The following is an 18,883-nucleotide window of genomic DNA, read 5'->3' as shown; positions in this document are numbered from 1 at the left end:
GGAGGAATGATGAAAATCCCCACGTCACCACAAAAGCCTCGGACCTCTCAACGCACCACGGCGGTGGGTAAGGAAGCAGCGGTGCAATGGACGCACCGCCAGACAAAGGATCTACCACCGACCGTCTTGGATCATTCCGAGGAGTTGTTGAAGCCTGCGCCACAGGATGCGTCTAGTGGCATGAAAAGAGCAGCTGAAGCACCTTCGGCGCAGGACTATTTCGATTACCAGCGCGACTTCTTCGAACGCACCATTCTGTTCTGGGACACGCTTCGCCAGCGCGCGAACAACATGCTGGAGCACGAGCGAGCCGGATTGCCGCCGCTTCTGGACTTCAAGTATGAAACGCTGTTGGACGCGCGCAGCTTCGAACGGTCCGTCAACTATGCACTGCTGCGCATCACGGAAATCGACGGGCATTGCTGGGAAGACTGCGTCGACTCTGACAAACCGCCGGTCATCATCGTCGATCCACGCGCCGGGCATGGCCCCGGCATTGGCGGCTTCAAGCGCGACTCCGAAGTCGGGATGGCCATGCGCGAAGGCCATCCGGTTTATTTCGTGATTTTCTTTCCAGAGCCGGCTTTGGGGCAGACCTTGGCAGACGTGTTGCATGTGCTGCGGCGTTTCGTCGAAGAGGTCGCATTACGCCATCCTGGCAATCCTCCTGTTCTTTATGGCAACTGCCAGGCCGGGTGGGCGGTGACGCTGCTGTCCGCAGACTGCGCCGGTCTGGTCGGACCGGTGGTGCTCAATGGCTCACCTTTGTCGTATTGGGCGGGCGAGTCCGGTGTCAATCCGATGCGTCTTTCCGGAGGTCTCCTTGGCGGCAGCTGGTTGGCGCATCTGACGGCCGACCTGGGCAATGGCCGGTTTGACGGGGCCTGGCTAGCGCAGAATTTCGAGAACCTCAAGCCCGAAAAGGCCATTTGGGAGAAGTACGCCCAACTCTTCACCAACGTTGACAGCGAGCAGGCGCGCTTTCTGGAGTTCGAACGCTGGTGGAACGGTTTTTATTTCCTGAGCCGAGAAGAGATTCTCGCGATCGTTGAGAATTTGTTCATCGGCAACCAGCTTGAGCAGGGTGTTTTCCAGATTTGCTTGGGTTGTACTGCTGACCTGAGGCGGATCAAGAATCCAATCGTCATCTTTGCATCTTACGGCGACAACATCACGCCACCGCACCAGGCGCTTGGGTGGATCCCCGCTGTCTATAGTGACACCGAGGATCTCAAGCGGGCAGGGCAGCGAATCGTTTACCTCACGAACCGGCATGTCGGCCATCTAGGCATTTTTGTCTCTGCTGGGGTGGCTCGTCTGGAGCACCGGGCGATCCTGGAGAGCCTGGCTGAGATTGAGGCGCTGGCACCGGGCCTCTATGAGATGAAGATCGACAACCCGTCCGGGAACCCGGACTGCCATAAGCCCACTTACAGCATTCGCTTTGAATCCCGTCAGGTTGAAGACCTGAAAACGGATTACCCGCAAGAAGCTTTTGAGCGCGTGAAACAGGTCTCGACATTCAACGAGGCGCTTTACCGCGCATTCGTCAGTCCCTGGGCGCAAGCGTTGTCCACGCCCTGGACCGCCGAAGTGCTCAAGTGGCTCCATCCAATGCGCAGCAGTAGGTATTTGTTTTCAGAAACACTTAATCCGTGGATGAAAGGGGTCAGTCTGTTGGCCGAACCCCTCGCCAGGAGCCGACAGCCGCTTGCGCAGCATCACCCATTGATCGAGCGTGAGCGTGAAGCTGCAGAACAAGTAACTCATGCGCTGGGACGACTGCGTGAAGGCCGCGACGCTGCGGTTGAGCAAGCGTTTCGTCTGATGTTTCAACGCCCTGACTAGTTTTATGCGTCCTGGACATGATGGAAAAAACGGTGACGGTAATACCGGACGCTCAAAGCGGACATAACCCTGTTCTCGGGGCCATTTCCCAACAAGGATTGATCATGATGATAAGAAAATGCAACTGGCTTTCGGCAGCGGTCCAGATCGGTCTGCTGGCCTGGTCTGGAACCACTTTGGCTGCCGACCAGGTATATGTGGCCAATGAAGGCGCTGACACGGTCAGCGTCCTTGATGCGGCATCGTTGAAAACGCTGACGAACGTGCGCGTCGGTAAGATGCCTCACAACGTGCAAGTGTCGCCCGACGGCAAGCTCGCATGGTTGACCAATAACGGCGAGCCTGACCAGGCAGCCGACGTTTCTGCGCACAAGGGCATGGCCCAAGGCGACCACGGTGCGATGGGAAAACCGGGCGCGATCTGGGCCATCGACACCGCGACCAACACGGTCGTCGCCAAGGTGCCGGTGGGTATGCACCCGGCCCATGTGGTGGTGTCACCAGACGGTCGCCTGGCCTATGTCACCAATGGGGGTGACAACACGGTCACTGTGATCGACACAGCAGCGCGGAGCCACGTGGCGACGATTCCAGTTGGTCAGTTTCCCCATGGTCTTCGGTTCAGTCCGGATGGCAAGGAGGTCTACGTCGCCAATCTCAAGGGTGGCACGGTATCGGTCATCGACACCGCCAGCCAGAAGGAGGTTGCGCAGGTGCCGACCGGCAAAGGTCCGGCCCAGACTGGCTTCACACCGGACGGTCGCTTGGCCTTTGCCTCGTTGTCCGGCGAAAACGCCATTGCCGTGATCGACCCTGCAACGCGCAAGGTGATTCGCAAGGTTGCGGTAGGAACGGTGCCGATCCAGTTGTACGCCACACCTGACTCGCGCACGCTCCTGGTGGCCAACCAGGGTACGCGCAAGATGCCGGGCAAGACCGTCAGCATGATTGACCTGGAGACTTTCAAGGTCGTCAAGACAGTCGTAACTGGCGCTGGTGCCCATGGCGTCGTCGTTGATCGTGAAGGGCGGTACGCCTATGTGACGAACATCTACGCCAATTCGGTTTCCATGCTTGACGTGAAAGATCGCAAGGTAACGAAAACCGTTCCTGTCGGTAAGGCACCCAACGGCATCAGCGTGACGCCTTGAGTGGGGCCCGTCGCCTACACCGGTACGTACGGTACACAAAAATGTAGAACCAGCCAGCGCCAGCCTTTTGTTGCCTTTACAGGTATTTCTGCAACACCGCAGCGCCGGCCCATGAAGCCATCAAACGCGCCAACCTTCATCGGTGGCCGGTATGCCACGCCCCCAAGAAGCGCATGACAGAAATGTAATTTTTGAAACATCTTTCCGTCAGCCTTGCGCTCGCAAAATACATAACACGCATTCACACAAGGTAGGCGGATGCCAACGCAAAGTACAACAACCTGAAATGCAGTGACCGAGGGTCTGATGCAACGTGAGGAATTTATGCTGAACGTGGATTGGCCCGAAGTGGTGGCGCTGTTCAATGTCGACTCGCGTGATACCTGTCCCGTGGTCGTTGCGCCCTTCATGCGCAAGATCGTGCCTGCGGCGACGCAGGCCGCCAACGGAGCGCATCGATGAACGGCTACGAACTCCCCCCGGGCGCTGCGGGCTTGGTTGCCGCGCTTGCTGTCGGTCTGGTGATTGGCCTGGAGCGCGGCTGGCACGACCGCGAATTGCCGGAGGGTGGACGTGTCGCAGGCCTGCGCACCTTTGCGCTGACCGGACTGCTCGGTGGCGTGCTTGGGCATCTGCAGCCAGAGTTCGGCGCGTGGCCTTTGCTGGGTGCGCTGCTCGGACTCGCCCTGCTGCTGACGGTGTCCTACGCCCGTAACGCCAAACTGTCGGGCAACCTGAGTGCCACTACCCCGGTGGCAATGCTGCTCACTATGGTCCTAGGTGCCTTTGCGGCACACGGCAACATCACCTTGGCGTTGTCGGCAGCAGTGGTTGGCGCTGTGTTGCTGGACCTCAAGCCGACCTTGCACGGTTGGTTGCGTTTGATCGATCACCGCGAATTGACTGCATCGCTGCAACTGCTGGTGTTGTCCATGGTCATCCTGCCTTATCTGCCCAATACGGGCCTCGGGCCCTATGCCGCGCTCAATCCGTACCAGCTGTGGTGGGCAGTCATCCTGATTGCGGGCCTGTCGTTGACGGGTCACTTTGCCATGCGGATCACCGGCGCGCAAAGGGGTGTGCTGTGGACCGGTATCCTGGGAGGACTGGCATCTTCCACCGCAACCACGTTGGCTTTGGCTCGCTACGCACGCGAGCAGCCTTCGCTGACAGGCGCGGCGGTAGCCGGCACGTTGGCATCCTGTGGCGTCATGTTTTTTCGCATGGTCGTTCTGCTGGGTGTCATCCAGCCGGCGCTGCTGTCCACCTTCGGCAGCGCCCTGGTGGTCACTGGCGTGGCACTGCTGTGTATTGCGCTATGGGGGTGGCGCAAGTTGGACCGCACTGTAGTGGGGGAGGGCGCTGTCGGCGCGATGGCGCCATTCGACCTTGGCACCGCGCTCGGTTTTGGTGTGCTGCTCGCTGTCATGAGCGTCCTGGTGCCCGCGGCAAAGCAGTGGCTGGACACCAGCGGCCTCTATGTGCTGTCGGCGGTTTCAGGCCTTGCCGACGTGGATGCGATCTTGATCTCGGTCGCTCGGCTGCATGGTGCCGGTGGATTGTCCACGGGCGCCACCGTCACGGCGCTCGGTCTCGCGACATTGGCAAACATGGTGGCAAAGGTCGGCATCGCCTGGACGACAGGCGGCGCGCAGGTCGGTAAATCGGTTGTTTTCGGCTACCTGGGTGCGATGGCGTCCGGAGCTGCCGTATTGGCGCTGAGCGTGACGTTTTCGTGAGCGTCCACTGGCCACGTCTTCAGAATTTTTTGTGTTTGAACAATAGGGATCACCGCTATGGAAAAGTCATTTCATCGATTCTCTGAACTGTTTGCCCAGCTCGGCCTGCGCATGGATGCAGCAGGCATTGGGGAGTTCTTGGAGGCCCACTCTCCACTGCCGGCCGATGTGCTGCTGGCCGATGCCCCATTCTGGACGCCAGCTCAGGCGACTCTGTTGCGCGAAGAGCTTCTGGAAGATGCGGACTGGGCCGAAGTAATTGACCGGTTGAATGCCGCCTTGCGTGCACCCAAGGGGCGGTCATGATGCCTATGAGGAATCGTCTGTCGTTGGGGGTAGTCGTGGTGTCTCTGGCGCTGAGCTCGATGGTTCACGCGCAGGAGGCCAAGCTGGGATCGAGTGTCGAAGGGTTGCTGCAAGCGGCCAGGGATAGAAACCCAGAAATCGCCAGCATGCGTTTTGATGCGGATGCGGCAGCAGAGCGCGTCGCGCCTGCGGGCGCCTTGCCGGATCCGAAAATTCGAACCGAATTGCGTGACATCACGCGCATGGGAGAACAAAACCCCACGCTATTGCCAGGGCGCGTCGGAAGCACCCGCTACGTGCTGATGCAGGATTTTCCCTGGATGGGCAAACGCGGTCTGAAGCGTGAGGTGGCTGAGTCACAAGCACAAGCTGCGAGAAGCCGTGCAGCAGGCGCCTGGGTTGAACTGGCTGCCAAGATCAAGACGACTTATGCCGAGCTCTATTATCTGGACCAGAACGAACGCTTGTCGCGGGAAATTCTCGACCTGATGGCGCGATTGGAAAAAGTCGCGCAGGTCCGCTATGCGGGCGGGCTTGCTGCGCAACAGGATGTGATCCGTGCGCAGGTGGAGCAGTCCACCATGCGCAACGAACTGATTGCACTGGACGCTGAGCGTCGCCAACTCCAGTCCAAGTTGAATGCGCTCGTGGGGCGTCCGACCTCGGAGATTTTGGCTGCACCCGAGCAGATCCGCGCCTTGCCGTCGCCGGAGCAAGTCAGCTTCGCAGCGCTGGAAGGGCGCGCCCGGATGAACAATCCGCTGCTGCGCACGGAAGAGTCCCAGATCAGGGCGGCCGAGAAGAACCGCGAGCTGACCTACAAGAACCGCTATCCCGACTTCAACGTCGGTATCTCTCCGATTCAGTACCGAGGCTCGATCAAAGAGTGGGAGCTGATGGTCGAGTTGAATATTCCCCTGCAGCAAGATTCGCGGCGCGCCCAGGAGCGGGAGTCCGAGGCCATGTTGGCCGCTGCACGCTCACGCCAGGAAGTCGTCACGAATCAAGTCCTGGCAGACCTTTACGCCAACGTGGCAGGTTTTGAGTCCGCCCGGCGCTCTCTGGCGTTAACGACCGAAAGTCTCTTGCCGCAGTCGGAGTTGACCTTCCGCTCTGCGCTGGCTGGGTACCAGACGGGCAAGGTGGATTTTGCGACCTTGCTGGACGCGCAGCGCCAGATTCGTCAGTCCAAACTGAATCAGATCAAAGCCGGCGTGGAAGCGCAGAAGCGGCTTACCGAAATTGAACGCATCGTGGGAGAAGAACAATGACAACAGGTTTCAAGGCCGGCGTATTCCTGGCTATCGTCGCCGCAGGGTTGGCGGCGGGTGGTGGCTATTGGATGGGACAGCGCCAATCAGAAGCCCGCAGTGGTGACCAGACTGCGTCGCAGGGCGCCTCTGCCGGTCCTACCAAGAAGGAGCGCAAGGTACTTTTTTACCGTAACCCGATGGGGCTGCCCGACACATCTCCCACACCGAAAAAAGATCCAATGGGGATGGACTACATCGCGGTCTACGAGGGCGAGCAGGAAGAAGCAGAAACCAACTCCAATCAAATTCGCATCAGCACCGAAAAGATTCAGAAACTCGGCGTTCGCACCGAGGCGGTGAGTCTGCGCTCTCTGGACAAGGTGGTGCGTGCCGCCGGACGCATCGAACCAGACGAGCGCCAGACCTTCACCATCGCTGCCAAATTCGAGGGCTATGTTGAGCGTCTGCATGCCAACGTCACCGGACAGGCGGTGAGCAAGGGGCAGCCTCTCTTCGAGGTCTATAGCCCCGAACTGGTGTCTGCCCAGCGCGAGTACGCCATCGCGGCACAGGGTGTCGATGCGTTGAAGGATGCCTCTGGTGAGACACAGCGTGGCATGCGTGAGCTGGCCGACTCCAGCCTGGCGCGGCTTCGCAATTGGGATATCTCGGACGAGCAGGTCAAGACCTTGGCCAAATCCGGCGACGCACGCCGCACGCTGACATTTCGCTCACCAGTGGCAGGGATCATCACCGACAAGAAGGCCATCCAAGGTATGCGATTCATGCCGGGCGAAATGCTCTACCAAGTCGCCAACCTGTCCTCGGTCTGGGTCATCGCCGATGTCTTCGAGCAAGACATCGGCTTGGTCAAGTCGGGGGGCAAGGCCAAGGTGCAAATCAATGCCTACCCAGACAAGGTGTTCCAGGGGACAGTCAGCTATGTGTATCCCACCCTGAAGCCTGAAACCCGAACGGTGCAGGTGCGCGTGGACTTGTCAAACACGGGTGGCTTGCTCAAGCCTGGCATGTTTGCCCAGGTGGAACTTCCGACCGCCAGCAAGGGGGCGGTTTTGACGGTGCCGACTTCGGCCGTGATTGACAGCGGCACGCGCCAGATCGTCCTGGTGCAGCTCAAGGAGGGACGATTCGAACCCCGCGATGTCAAAGTGGGCGCACGCAGCGACGACCGCATTGAAGTCACCGAGGGCGTTCGCGAGGGTGAGCAGGTGGTCATCGCTGCCAATTTCCTGATCGATGCAGAAGCCAACCTCAAGGCGGCCGTGGGCGGCTTTGGGCACTCCTCACATGGAGCTAAGTCGGAAGCACAAGGCACCCCTGATGCGAGCAAGCCCGCTGCCTCCGTCGGGCACCAAGGTGAGGGCAGGGTGGAGGAGTCTGATGCGAAGGCCGGCACGGTGACCATTGCCCATGGTCCCATACCCTCCCTCAAATGGCCTGCAATGTCCATGGAGTTCAAGGTCTCCAACAATGGGCTGATGGCGGGCTTGCAACCTGGCGCAGCGGTGGTCTTCGAGTTCGTTGAGCGTGGACAGGGTGAATGGGTGGTCACCTCCGTGAAACCCATGGGCAAAGCGGCGGCCACTCCGCACGCCGGCCATAACTGATCTTAAGGGAACAACATGCTCGCGAAGATCATTGACTGGTCAGGAAGAAACAGCTTCCTGGTGCTCCTGGCCACGCTGTTTGTCATTGTCGCAGGGGTATTCGCGGTGTTGCGAACGCCTTTGGACGCCCTGCCGGACTTGTCCGACGTGCAGGTCATCGTCTACACCGAATACCCTGGACAAGCGCCCCAGGTGGTTGAGGATCAGGTCACCTATCCCTTGACCACCGCCATGCTGTCGGTACCCAAGTCCAAGGTGGTGCGCGGCTTTTCGTTCTTTGGAGCGTCCTTCGTCTACATCATCTTTGAGGATGACACAGACATCTATTGGGCGCGTTCGCGCGTGCTGGAATACCTCAATTTCGCATCCAGTCGAATGCCCAAGGGGGTCACGCCCCAAATTGGCCCTGATGCCACCGGTGTGGGTTGGGTCTACCAGTACGCTTTGATCGCCAAGGACCGGACGCTGGCCGAGTTGAGAACTTTGCAGGATTGGTACCTGCGCTACCAGCTGACCAAGGCGCATGGCGTCGCTGAGGTGGCATCCGTCGGTGGCTTTGTCCAGACCTACCAGATCACCGTCGACCCGGTGAAGCTGCGGGCCTACGGCATTCCTTTGGCCAAAGTGTCACAGGTCGTGCGCGACTCCAATCGTGACGTCGGCGGCCGTGTGGTGGAGATGGCCGAGACAGAGTACATGGTGCGCGGAAAGGGCTATCTGCGCGGCGCGGCGGACATTGAGAACCTGGTCGTCAAGGCCGAAAAAGGCACACCAGTATTGATTCGAGACATCGCTCGCGTTGAACTCGCTCCCGATGAACGGCGCGGCCTGACCGAACTCAACGGGGAGGGGGAGGTGGTCTCGGGCATCGCCATGGCCCGCTATGGCCAAAACGCCCTGGAAGTCATCCATAACCTGAAGGAGAAAATTACCGAAGTTTCGGCAGGGCTGCCGCAGGGCGTCAGCATCCAGGCTGTTTACGACCGATCTGACCTGATTCATCGGGCCATCGATACGCTCAAGCGAACGCTGATTGAGGAGAGCCTGATCGTTGCCTTGGTCTGCATGGTCTTTCTCATGCACATCCGTTCAGCCCTCGTGGCTATCTTGATGTTGCCCGTAGGGGTGCTGATCTCATTCATCGCGATGCGCTTGCTGGGTATGAATTCCAACCTGATGAGTCTAGGCGGTATCGCCATTGCGATCGGTGCCATGGTGGATGCGGCCATCGTCATGATCGAGAACGCCCATAAACACCTGGAGCGGCTCCCACCCGAGCACAACAGCAAGCAGCGGGTCGAGGCCATGATCGCCGCCTGCAAAGAGGTTGGCCCGGCACTGTTCTTCTCGCTGCTGATCATCACCGTGTCGTTTCTGCCCGTGTTCACGCTCGAATCACAGGAGGGGCGCTTGTTCTCACCGCTGGCGTTCACTAAGACGTTTTCTATGGCAGGAGCGGCGCTGTTGTCGGTGACGCTGGTGCCGGTGCTCATGATGATTTTCATTCGCGGACGCATCATGCCGGAGTCCCGTAACCCGGTGAACCGGTTCCTGATCTGGGTCTACCGACCCATCATCGCTGGCGTGATGCGCTGGAAGAAGGTGACCATTGCCATTGCCCTGGTCGTGCTTGGGGTGTCGTTCTATCCGGCCAGCAAGCTGGGGTCCGAGTTCATGCCGACTCTCAATGAAGGCACTTTGCTCTACATGCCTGCTTCGCTGCCGGGCATGTCGATAACCAAGGCCGCCGAGTTGCTTCAGACGCAAAACAAGATCATCAAGAGTTTTCCGGAGGTTGAATCGGTCTACGGTAAGGCAGGACGGGCCAACACGGCCACCGACCCAGCACCGACCGAGATGTTCGAGACGGTCATCAACCTCAAGCCGGAGTCAGCGTGGCGATCTGGCATGACCATCGACAAATTGATCGCCGAGATGGACAAGGCGCTGCAGTTTCCTGGCGTCTCCAATGCCTGGACCATGCCCATCAAGGCGCGCATCGACATGCTGTCCACCGGTATCCGCACACCCATTGGTATCAAGGTCTTTGGCAAGGACTTGAACGAAATGGAACGCCTGGCGCGGGAGATCGAGACCGTAGTGAAATCCGTGCCCGGCACCGCCTCGGCATTCGCGGAGCGGATCACAGGCGGCTTCTACCTGAACATCGAGCCCGACCGCGCCCAACTGGCACGCTACGGTCTGGCGGTGGGTGATCTGCAGGAGGTCATTGGTACGGCGCTCGGCGGTGACATGGTGACCACCACGGTGGAAGGGCGAGAGCGTTTTGGCGTTACGGTTCGCTACCCACGCGAATTGCGGTCTGACCCGCAGCAGATCGCCCGCGAAGTGCTGGTGCCGACCATGGATGGAGCCATGATTCCGCTGGGCCAGGTTGCCCGCGTGGAGGTGGCCAAGGGCGCCCCTGGCATCCGTACCGAAAATGCGTTGCTATCTGCCTACATTTTTGTGGACATCCGTGAGCGTGACATCGGTGGCTACGTCGCCGAGGCGCGCAAAGCAGTGAATGACCAGGTCAAGTTCCCGCCCGGCTACTACGCCACATGGAGCGGTCAGTTTGAGTCTATGGAGCGTGCCATCGAGAAAATGAAACTCGTTGTGCCAGTAACGCTGTTGCTCATTTTCCTGCTGCTGTACCTGAACTTCAGGCGACTGACGGAGACTTTGATCGTCATGCTGTCGGTGCCGTTCGCGTTGGTTGGCGGCGTCTGGCTGATGTGGTGGCTTGGCTACAACCTCTCTGTCGCAGTTGCTGTGGGCTTCATTGCCCTGGCTGGTGTGGCCGCTGAAACCGGGGTTGTCATGCTGATCTACCTGGACCACGCCTGGGAAGAGATCAAGGAAAAACGCCGCTCTGAAGGGAAAGAGCCAGGAGTTGGTGACCTTTACGAGGCCGTCATGGAGGGCGCCGTCGAGCGGGTTCGTCCCAAAATGATGACAGTCGTTGCCATCATGGCGGGCCTGCTGCCCATCATGTGGGGGACCGGCACCGGCTCGGAAGTGATGAGTCGCATTGCCGCACCGATGGTCGGTGGCATGATTTCTTCGACCGTGCTCACGCTGGCTGTGATTCCGGCGCTCTACGCGCTGGTCAAACAGTTTGAACTTCGAAGGCAGCGTGCTTCGGGAACGGATTCGCATCCATCCGACCCAGTCTGGAGCCGTGAAGTTTGAGCCATGGACGCTGGCCCTTGGCGTCGACGCGGAGCGTGGGACAGGGTCTAAAAGGAGGCGCTTTACTTGTTTCACCAACTGCTCTGACCCCTCTCTCAATGCACAACACATCAAACTGCGAGTTGACCTCCTTTGAGCGGCTCAACCGCGACTGCTTCTGTCTGAGCCTGGATCCTGCGGCGCTGGCGGCTGCGCTCGATGCCGAGTTGGGCTCTCCGAGCTTGTCGCAGCTAGTGCGCGACCGATGCCCCTACCTGTTTGCTGCGCAGCCGGTCTTCGTGGCGCGGCCTCCTCTCGAACGAATGGCCCGCGTCGTGCAAGCCATCGAGGCAGTGGTGGCACTCCCGGCCTACCGGGAGCAGGTCTTGGCGGATGCCCCCGCCATTGCGCGGGACGGCACCGGTGGCTCCCAGGGCGTGTTCTTCGGCTATGACTTCCATCTGGACCAAGACCGTCTCGGTTTGATCGAAATCAACACGAACGCTGGTGGTGCGATGCTGAATGCGGTGCTGGCCCGTGCTCAGCGCAGCTGCTGTCAGGCTGTGCATGCAATGGTGCCCGGCCGAGCAGGCGTCACAACGTTCGAGCAGCGGCTGGTGGACATGTTCCGCCGTGAGTGGCGGCTGGCCGGTCACTCACGGCCGTTGGTCTCGATCGCTATCGTGGACGAAGCGCCGCAGCAGCAATACCTGTATCCAGAGTTCCTGCTGTTCCGGCAGCTGTTTGAGCGCCATGGACTGCAGGCCATCATTGTCGATCCCTCCGAGCTGGCGTGCCGTCACGGCAGGCTCTGGCACGGCGAACTCGCCATCGACGTGGTTTACAACCGTGTCACAGATTTTTATCTGGATCTGCCTGCCAACGCCGTGCTGCGACAGGCTTGGCTGGAACAGGCAGCGGTTCTCACGCCCCATCCGACGGCGCACGCGCTATACGCCGACAAGCGGCGACTGGCCTTGTTCAGTGACGATGGTGCGCTGCGGGAGCTGGGCGTTGCTGACGACGACAGGAAGGTGCTGCTGGCGAACGTGCCGCGCACCGAAGTGGTCGATGAGGCACATGGTGACCGGCTGTGGGCGGCTCGTCGTAGCCTGTTCTTCAAACCCGCGGCGGGCTTCGGTAGCCGCGCCGCGTACCGAGGTGACAAACTCACGCGCCGGGTCTGGCAGGAGATCATGACGGGAGCCTATGTAGCACAGGCCCTCGTGCCTCCGGGCGAACGCGTCATTGCGAATACGGAGGGACTGCAGTCCATGAAATTCGATTTGCGCGCCTACGCCTATGCCGGCGACGTTCAGTGGGTTGCTGCACGCGTGTATCAGGGACAAACCACGAACTTCCGCCAGCCGGGCAGTGGCTTTGCCCCCGTCTACACCACCGTGGATGGCTCCGGCCGCGGAATGTGCGACTCGGATGGTGAACACGCGTCCTATGTGTTCCTGCTCGACGAGGCGGGCGAGGTGCACGCGTTGCCGCATGTGCTGTATGTGGCGCTTGCCAGGGGCCAGGCCTTGGCACCGATATTTGCGGACCAAACTCTGCGCCTAGCGGACTGGTATGTACGGCTTCGGGCCGATGGGGTGCCGGGTGCTGTGGTCAACGAGACCTATGGGTTTGTTCGCTTCGACCGAGAGGGGCGGTTCAAATTGGAGGCTGCGCCAGGAGATGCAGCATGGCCTACTCCTGAGGAGCGCCGACGGATGCAGGAGCTGCTATTCTCCATAGACTTGGAGCCCAACGGCGCCTGATCATAGGAGCCGGTAGGAGGGTGGGCCGCCCAACGAAGTGAATCATTTGGGTTGCTGCAAGAATGGTCAGACGATGATGCGTGGCTTCTGGCCTGGCAAAATGCAGATGGTCACGTCGCATGGGCGAGGACCAACTCCCACCAGATGCACGCAGCGACCAATCCCATCTCAAAAGTTACGGGGCACAGGTTTCTTTGGCGGCTTTTGCGCCATCTTTGCAGGCCTTGACTTCGGCCTCATAACGCGCCTTGCGCAATTGGTTCAGGTATGGCGTCGTCTGTGCGCGCGGGCCATGGTCGAGCTGCAATACGAGTTTCTTGGGAGGGCAGACCTTTTCTTGGTCTGGAGCGGCACTGGCCGAGAGACTGAAGCCAAGGGTCGTGGCGCCAACGAGAGCGATGAGCAAGTATTTCATGATGAACTCCTTGGATAGGAAAACCGAACGTATGAATCAGCGAGGCACAGGGCTGCCGGCTGACTGCGCCAACAGCGGTACGCGAAGCGCAAGGGCACGCTTTTTTCTGTTTTTGACAGATCCCGGGGTTTCTGTGCCAACGTCGAAGGTTTTTTCCGCAGTTGCCACGCCGCCTGTTTAGATTCCTCGGCCTCCCCGGAAACCCGCTGCAACCCCAACTGGCAATCAACCCCGGTAGTAGAGACGCAGACGCGCGTCGCGTTCTTCAGGGGACTCGCTCCGCAATTCGTTGATTACTTGCTCACGCGTCTTGCCTGGACCTGCCGCATCAGGAGTGCGGATCGGGAAGTTGCTTTGGCCGTAAGAAAGTCGTCCTTGCTGCATAGCAGCCTTAGTTTCGGCGATGACTTGCTCTCGCGTCTTCTCGCTCTTGAAGTGTTCCGGGTGAACGATGACGCCCTTTTCGTTGTTGGCGGGATGCTCGTACGCTGCCGAAGCAATCCCTGGAAGGCCCAGGGTAACCACTGCGGCCGCGGCGGCAATCATGGAAGAAAGGGAGAGGCGTTTTTGGATCATGGTTGAAGCTCCTAGCGATGGTGAATAAAGCTTGCATCTCTCATGCCTTGCTTGGGCGTTGAGGAGATGTGTTCATCGTAGGGAGCGCACCCCAACAGAATCTAGACAGCCCGATGACATTTTTATCAGGGAGCGGCGCGAACTGGAGCGCAAGTTGGTGGACCTGCGCGGGGGGTAAACACGGAGGACGGAGAATCTACCTCAAGGATACGCGCCTATCACGGCAGCAGTCCGGGTGCCATTGGGCAGCCCCTGGCTTACGCGCACCCTCCAGCGATGTGGCTCCAGCGAGCTATCGCAAGCGATTGATAGGTGGTTGTGGGTCCGCAGGCGTGCCAACAAGTGCAGCGATGATGGGGCAGGGAAACGCCTGCCCCGTCTCCTCGCACCGCGCGAGCATGTCACGCAGTGCACCTCGCATGCGCTCCAGATCCCCGACCTTCTCATCGATTTGCTCAAGGCGTCGCTGCGTCACCGTCTGGATGGCCCGGCGATTCCGTCCGTCCTCCAGGTCTAGCAGCGATCCCACCTCATCCAACGAGAAGCCCAGGCTCTGCGCCCGCTTGATAAAGCCGATCCGCTGAACCATTGAAGCGGGGTAACGCCGGAAACTGCCTGCGGCTTTCGGGACCGGCAAAAGCCCGCGACCCTGGTAGTAGCGAATCGTCTCTACACCGACGCCAGCGACTTTGGCCAGTCTGCCGACCGTCATCCAATCGCCCGGGCCTTCGTTCATCGAGGGATCTACCGTTTTCTTCATAGCCATGGCAGGATAACGCTGTACCGCGTAGTTGACCCCTGTCTCCATTTGATTAAGATCAAGATCTAGCAGCTTGCCTAAGCATAGGATTGCTGTTATTGGCTATATAGGCCGCACATGCGCACACATCTCAACCCTCGTAGGATTCGTGCCATCGCGTGGATGGTGCTGGGGGTATGGTTGTTTGCGCTTGCGGCCGGGATGGCGAATGCCTGCCTGTTGGAGTCCCCGGAGCCGCACCACTATGCGTCAGGGTATGAACACGGCAATGGCCACTCCCATGGGGGTCATGAGGGCGCCCACGAAAAGCATGAAGAGGGGAGCCAGGACCCGTCGAAGGCACCTTGCCTGAAACTTTGCGGAGAGGTCAACCAGTCGGCAATTCAGAAGACGCCGACCTTTGCGTTCGACCTTATTGGGCTTCCGCCCCCTTCCTATACTGCCTGGGAACCGGCCCCGGCGCTGGCTCTGCGAGCCATCCTATTGAGGAGCCCCCAGCGGGCTCACCCACAGCCGCCTGCTTGGCTGCTGTTTGCACGTCTCGCGTTATAGCCCCTCCTGTGAGCGCTGTGCCGGCTATGTCCCGCACGCGTCTCGTACGCCTTGACTCTGTACCCGGCTACGGAGTTCTCATATGGGATTTGTCTTCTGGAAGCGCCACTTGGCTCGACCAGACGACAAAAGCCAGCGGCTAAAGGAGAAAGAAATGACATTCGTGCGCTCCATCGCGGTCGTCTTCGGCGCCGCCCTCGTCAGTTTGTTTTCATTCGCGCAAGACGACCATCAGGCCCATCATCCTGCGGGTTCGAGCGCCCCTGGGACTTCGGCTCTAGTGGCGCCGAGCTTCGAGGGCATGCCGGAGCACTCGCGGATCAATGCTGCCTGGAACGAGCAGGCGTAACGGAGAACCCCATGGCAAAGAACAAGAAGGCCGCGACAGGCGCGACGAAAAAGGCTCATGCGGACGTGACCGATGTCGCGCACAACCCGTCGCGCGACGAGGCAACGGAACGCTCGATCGGCCGCGAGGACTATGAGGCGCAGTTGCACATGCTGCAGATAGAACTCGTGAAGCTGCAGCGCCATTTCATCAAGTGCAGCGACCGGATCCTCATCCTCTTGGAGGGACGGGACAGTGCGGGCAAGGATGGCAGCATCAAGCGGCTCGTCGAACACCTGAGTCCGCGGGAAACCCGGGTCGTCGCGCTCGGCAAACCCTCCGATCGGGACCGCACCAGTTGGTACTTCCAGCGCTACGTGCCGCACCTACCGGTCGGCGAAGAACTCGTTGTGTTCAACCGTAGCTGGTACAACCGCGCCGGCGTGGAGCCGGTGATGGGTTTCTGCACGGCTGAGCAGCACGAGGAGTTCATGAACTCAGTGCCGAAGTTCGAGGAGATGCTGGTCAACTCCGGCATCAAGCTGCTGAAGTATTACCTCGACATCGGGAAGAAAGAGCAGACCCGCCGGCTCGGTGAACGCCGCCGAGACCCGCTCAAGCAATGGAAATCAAGTCCGGTCGACGCCGTGGCGCTGAAGCACTGGGACGGCTACACGCGTGCGCGCGACGAGATGTTCATACGCACGCACACCGCTGCCGCTCCCTGGTCCGTCGTGCTCGCCGACAACAAGCGAGTCGCCAGGCTCAACCTGATCAGGGACGTCCTCTCGCGGCTCCACTACGCGGGCAAGAAGCACAAGCTCATCGCGCCCGACCGGGAGATCGTCTTCGAGTTCTCGCAGGACTGCCTGGATTCCGGCCGACTCGCACGTTGACACATCGAACAGAACCAACAGTAAGAACCATCCATGAAGGCAATCAACGTTGAAGTCGGAGGGCTCATATCGAGCCTGAGCGCGGAGGGAGTACGTCGCAAGTTGCTGCAGCTTCCCGGCGTCCATCACGCGGATGTCAACTACGTTGCGGGAAGCGCAACGGTCCATCTCGACGAACGGCAGCTCAGTGTCGAGGATCTGCGCCGCCGGATCGTGGAGTGCGGCTATCACTGCAGTGGCGAGCAGACGCCTAAGCATGTGTGTGATCCCGCCACGGGCAGTACGGCGGGCCAGAGCCATGACGGACACGCCGATCACGCCGTGTCTGCGAAGCAGGAGGATCACGCGGTGCATTCGGGGCACGCCCATGCAGCCGGAGCGACTGCGACGACGGCCGCCTCGCCGGCCTCCCATGTCGGGCACCAGGGCCACGCAGGCGAGCCCGCCATGGCCGACATGATGCACGACATGGGGCACGGGTCTGGGTCGATGCAGGACATGGCCCGGGACATGCGCAATCGGTTCTTCGTGTCCCTGATCTTTTCGATTCCGGTGTTTCTCTATTCGCCGATGGGGAAGATGTTCGGCGACTTCCAGACGCCGTTCGGGCTGGACAACAAGCTCTTTCTTTTCATCTTTGCGAGCGCGGCAATCCTCTATCCCGGGTGGCCTTTCTGCATCGCTGCGTGGCGCGCTTTGCGCAACGGTGTCGCCAACATGGCCACGCTGGTCGTGCTGTCGGTGGGCGTGGGATACCTGTTCAGCGTCGGAGCGACCTTCTTCTACGAGGGTGAGGTGTTCTATGAAGCGGCGTCAGTGCTGCTGGTTTTCATCCTGCTGGGCCACTGGTTAGAGATGCGCGCCCGCGCGGGTGCGTCCGACGCGATTCGCGCGCTGATGGATCTCGCGCCACCGATGGCCACCGTCGTGCGCAACGGTGTCGAGACCAAGGTGCCAACCGCCGAGGTCGTGGCCGGTGAACTGGTGGTGATCAAGCCCGGCGACAAAATCCCGGTGGATGGCGAGATCGTCGAAGGAGCCTCGCAGGTAGACGAGTCGATGCTGACCGGCGAGTCGATGCCGGTCAAGAAGGTGGTAGGCAGCACCGTCGTGGGCGCCAGCATCAACAAGAGCGGGAGCTTCCGCTACAAGGCCACGAAGGTCGGTGCGGACACGGCATTGGCCCAGATCGTCAAGCTGGTCCAGGAGGCCCAGAACTCGAAGGCACCCGGCCAGCTGCTGGCCGACCAGGCGTCGCAGTGGCTGGTGCTGGCGGCGATCGTGATTGGCCTGTTGACCTTCAGCGTCTGGTACTGGGTGATGGGCCAGACGCTGCTATTCGCACTCACCTTGACCATCACGGTATTCGTGATCGCATGCCCTGATGCGCTGGGCCTGGCCACGCCGATGGCCATCATGGTCGGGACCGGCCTGGGTGCGATGAACGGCATCCTCTTCAAGAACGCGGCCGCGCTGGAGAACGCTACCAAGCTGACAGTGGTGGTGTTCGACAAAACCGGCACCTTGACACTCGGGCAGCCCGATGTCGTCGAGATCGTGGCCGCGCCCGGTGTCGAAGAGGCGCGGCTTCTGGCGACGGCCGCCGCGGTGGAGAAGTTCTCCGAGCACCCCCTTGCACTCGCAGTGCTCAAGCGTGCGGGGGACATGCCGACGGAGGTCACCGAGAACTTCACCAACATCGATGGGCAAGGTGCACGGGCCACCATCGGGGGCGAGAGGGTGCTGCTCGGGAACCGGCTGCTGATGCAGTCGGAGCAGGTAGACCTGACCGTCCTCGCCAGCGAGGCAACGCGGCTGCAAGGCGGCGGGCGCACGGTGGTCTATGTCGCGCGCGGCGGCCGGCTGATCGGCCTCATCGCAATCGCGGACGCCGTCCGGCCGACCTCGCGCGAGACGATCTCCAAGTTGCAGGCGCGGGGCGTGAAGGTCGCGATGCTGACCGGCGACAACCAGGCGACCGCCGAGCGCATCGGCAAGGAACTGGGCATCGACATCGTCCTTGCGGACGTGCTGCCCGGCCAGAAGGCATCCAAGATCAAGGAGTTGCAGCAGCAGGGCCACAAGGTGGGCATGGTCGGCGACGGCATCAACGACGCTCCAGCGCTGACCCAGGCCGACGTCGGTTTTGCGATCGGCGCCGGGACGGATGTCGCCATGGAAAGCGCCCAGGTGGTGTTGATGAAAAGCGACCCGTACGACGTCGTCGGGGCCATCGAGCTCTCTCGCGCAACGCTGCGCAAGATGCACCAGAACCTATGGTGGGCCGTGGGCTACAACGTGGTCGCCTTCCCGCTTGCGGCTGGGGTGTTGTACCCCTTCACGCTGTCGCCCGAGGTTGCCGCGTTGTCGATGTCTGGCAGTTCCGCGATCGTGGCCATCAATGCGCTGATGCTCAAACGCACGCGTCTACCGGGCATCAAGCGCGTCACGTCGCGCGCCTCCGCTCAAGCGGTCGCGTGAGCCCGTG

Annotated in this window: 15 protein-coding genes; 12 read left to right on the top strand and 3 right to left on the bottom strand. The window is 60.5% G+C overall.

The window, feature by feature from the left end; all coding sequences use genetic code 11:
- Positions 1–9: 9 nt before the first annotated feature.
- From ALIDE2_RS13645 to ALIDE2_RS13610, 9 genes are all read left to right on the top strand, one after another.
- Positions 10–1,848: a DUF3141 domain-containing protein gene (locus ALIDE2_RS13645; RefSeq protein WP_013722305.1), complete on the top strand. Its 1,839-nt coding sequence runs from the start codon at positions 10–12 to the stop codon at positions 1,846–1,848.
- Positions 1,849–1,952: 104 nt separating this feature from the next.
- Complete coding sequence (locus ALIDE2_RS13640) at positions 1,953–2,999, top strand: YVTN family beta-propeller repeat protein (RefSeq protein WP_013722304.1); 1,047 nt, start codon at positions 1,953–1,955, stop codon at positions 2,997–2,999.
- Positions 3,000–3,305: 306 nt separating this feature from the next.
- Positions 3,306–3,461 (top strand): hypothetical protein, encoded by a 156-nt coding sequence (locus ALIDE2_RS25295; RefSeq protein ID WP_013722303.1) that lies wholly within the window; start codon positions 3,306–3,308, stop codon positions 3,459–3,461.
- Positions 3,458–4,738 carry an MgtC/SapB family protein gene (locus ALIDE2_RS13635; RefSeq protein ID WP_013722302.1) on the top strand — a complete coding sequence of 427 codons (1,281 nt, stop codon included), beginning with the start codon at positions 3,458–3,460 and terminating at the stop codon, positions 4,736–4,738. The genes ALIDE2_RS25295 and ALIDE2_RS13635 overlap by 4 nt, the downstream gene beginning before the upstream one ends.
- 57 nt (positions 4,739–4,795) lie before the next feature.
- Positions 4,796–5,044, top strand: a complete 249-nt coding sequence (locus ALIDE2_RS13630; protein WP_011804768.1) for a DUF2789 domain-containing protein — start codon at positions 4,796–4,798, stop codon at positions 5,042–5,044.
- Entirely contained in the window at positions 5,041–6,315 is a 1,275-nt protein-coding gene (locus ALIDE2_RS13625) for a TolC family protein (protein ID WP_011804769.1), read from the top strand. The genes ALIDE2_RS13630 and ALIDE2_RS13625 overlap by 4 nt, the downstream gene beginning before the upstream one ends.
- Complete coding sequence (locus tag ALIDE2_RS13620; protein ID WP_013722301.1) at positions 6,312–7,925, top strand: efflux RND transporter periplasmic adaptor subunit; 1,614 nt, start codon at positions 6,312–6,314, stop codon at positions 7,923–7,925. Before ALIDE2_RS13625 ends, ALIDE2_RS13620 begins: the two co-directional genes overlap by 4 nt.
- Positions 7,926–7,940: 15 nt before the next feature.
- Positions 7,941–11,120, top strand: coding sequence for an efflux RND transporter permease subunit (locus ALIDE2_RS13615; protein ID WP_013722300.1), 3,180 nt, complete (start codon positions 7,941–7,943; stop codon positions 11,118–11,120).
- Positions 11,121–11,218: 98 nt separating this feature from the next.
- On the top strand, positions 11,219–12,868 hold the full coding sequence (locus tag ALIDE2_RS13610; protein WP_005795302.1) for a hypothetical protein: 1,650 nt from the start codon (positions 11,219–11,221) through the stop codon (positions 12,866–12,868).
- 175 nt (positions 12,869–13,043) lie between these two features.
- On the opposite strand, the gene ALIDE2_RS24490 is transcribed toward ALIDE2_RS13610, so the two are convergent.
- From ALIDE2_RS24490 to ALIDE2_RS13605, 3 genes are all read right to left on the bottom strand, one after another.
- A complete protein-coding gene (locus tag ALIDE2_RS24490) occupies positions 13,044–13,283 on the bottom strand; it encodes a hypothetical protein (RefSeq protein WP_005795304.1) in 240 nt (79 codons plus the stop codon).
- A gap of 225 nt (positions 13,284–13,508) precedes the next feature.
- Positions 13,509–13,859, bottom strand: a complete 351-nt coding sequence (locus ALIDE2_RS24485) for a DUF4148 domain-containing protein (RefSeq protein WP_005795305.1) — start codon at positions 13,857–13,859, stop codon at positions 13,509–13,511.
- 292 nt (positions 13,860–14,151) lie between these two features.
- Entirely contained in the window at positions 14,152–14,667 is a 516-nt protein-coding gene (locus tag ALIDE2_RS13605) for a MerR family transcriptional regulator (protein WP_005795307.1), read from the bottom strand.
- Positions 14,668–15,325: 658 nt separating this feature from the next.
- Here ALIDE2_RS13605 and ALIDE2_RS13600 point away from each other — a divergent pair.
- The 3 genes from ALIDE2_RS13600 to ALIDE2_RS13590 are packed head-to-tail and all read left to right on the top strand — an operon-like array spanning position 15,326 to position 18,876.
- Positions 15,326–15,520: a hypothetical protein gene (locus ALIDE2_RS13600; RefSeq protein WP_005795311.1), complete on the top strand. Its 195-nt coding sequence runs from the start codon at positions 15,326–15,328 to the stop codon at positions 15,518–15,520.
- 11 nt (positions 15,521–15,531) lie between these two features.
- Positions 15,532–16,395, top strand: a complete 864-nt coding sequence (gene ppk2, locus ALIDE2_RS13595) for a polyphosphate kinase 2 (RefSeq protein ID WP_005795313.1) — start codon at positions 15,532–15,534, stop codon at positions 16,393–16,395.
- A 33-nt stretch (positions 16,396–16,428) separates the two neighbouring features.
- Positions 16,429–18,876 (top strand): heavy metal translocating P-type ATPase, encoded by a 2,448-nt coding sequence (locus ALIDE2_RS13590; RefSeq protein WP_013722298.1) that lies wholly within the window; start codon positions 16,429–16,431, stop codon positions 18,874–18,876.
- Positions 18,877–18,883 lie beyond the last annotated feature (7 nt).

Origin of the sequence: Alicycliphilus denitrificans K601 (assembly GCF_000204645.1) — a bacterium.
Classification (GTDB): Bacteria; Pseudomonadota; Gammaproteobacteria; order Burkholderiales; family Burkholderiaceae_C; genus Alicycliphilus; species Alicycliphilus denitrificans.
The sequence above is the reverse complement of the archived record's forward strand: the minus strand, read 5'-3'. Positions and strand labels throughout refer to the sequence as shown.

What these genes read in the sequence shown, in the direction of transcription:
- ALIDE2_RS13645 (WP_013722305.1), top strand. Translation starts at nt 10, where the DNA reads ATGAAAATCCCCACGTCACCACAAAAGCCTCGGACCTCTCAACGCACC.
- ALIDE2_RS13640 (WP_013722304.1), top strand. Translation starts at nt 1,953, where the DNA reads ATGATGATAAGAAAATGCAACTGGCTTTCGGCAGCGGTCCAGATCGGT.
- ALIDE2_RS25295 (WP_013722303.1), top strand. Translation starts at nt 3,306, where the DNA reads ATGCAACGTGAGGAATTTATGCTGAACGTGGATTGGCCCGAAGTGGTG.
- ALIDE2_RS13635 (WP_013722302.1), top strand. Translation starts at nt 3,458, where the DNA reads ATGAACGGCTACGAACTCCCCCCGGGCGCTGCGGGCTTGGTTGCCGCG.
- ALIDE2_RS13630 (WP_011804768.1), top strand. Translation starts at nt 4,796, where the DNA reads ATGGAAAAGTCATTTCATCGATTCTCTGAACTGTTTGCCCAGCTCGGC.
- ALIDE2_RS13625 (WP_011804769.1), top strand. Translation starts at nt 5,041, where the DNA reads ATGATGCCTATGAGGAATCGTCTGTCGTTGGGGGTAGTCGTGGTGTCT.
- ALIDE2_RS13620 (WP_013722301.1), top strand. Translation starts at nt 6,312, where the DNA reads ATGACAACAGGTTTCAAGGCCGGCGTATTCCTGGCTATCGTCGCCGCA.
- ALIDE2_RS13615 (WP_013722300.1), top strand. Translation starts at nt 7,941, where the DNA reads ATGCTCGCGAAGATCATTGACTGGTCAGGAAGAAACAGCTTCCTGGTG.
- ALIDE2_RS13610 (WP_005795302.1), top strand. Translation starts at nt 11,219, where the DNA reads ATGCACAACACATCAAACTGCGAGTTGACCTCCTTTGAGCGGCTCAAC.
- ALIDE2_RS24490 (WP_005795304.1), bottom strand. Translation starts at nt 13,283, where the DNA reads ATGAAATACTTGCTCATCGCTCTCGTTGGCGCCACGACCCTTGGCTTC.
- ALIDE2_RS24485 (WP_005795305.1), bottom strand. Translation starts at nt 13,859, where the DNA reads ATGATCCAAAAACGCCTCTCCCTTTCTTCCATGATTGCCGCCGCGGCC.
- ALIDE2_RS13605 (WP_005795307.1), bottom strand. Translation starts at nt 14,667, where the DNA reads ATGGAGACAGGGGTCAACTACGCGGTACAGCGTTATCCTGCCATGGCT.
- ALIDE2_RS13600 (WP_005795311.1), top strand. Translation starts at nt 15,326, where the DNA reads ATGACATTCGTGCGCTCCATCGCGGTCGTCTTCGGCGCCGCCCTCGTC.
- ppk2 (WP_005795313.1), top strand. Translation starts at nt 15,532, where the DNA reads ATGGCAAAGAACAAGAAGGCCGCGACAGGCGCGACGAAAAAGGCTCAT.
- ALIDE2_RS13590 (WP_013722298.1), top strand. Translation starts at nt 16,429, where the DNA reads ATGAAGGCAATCAACGTTGAAGTCGGAGGGCTCATATCGAGCCTGAGC.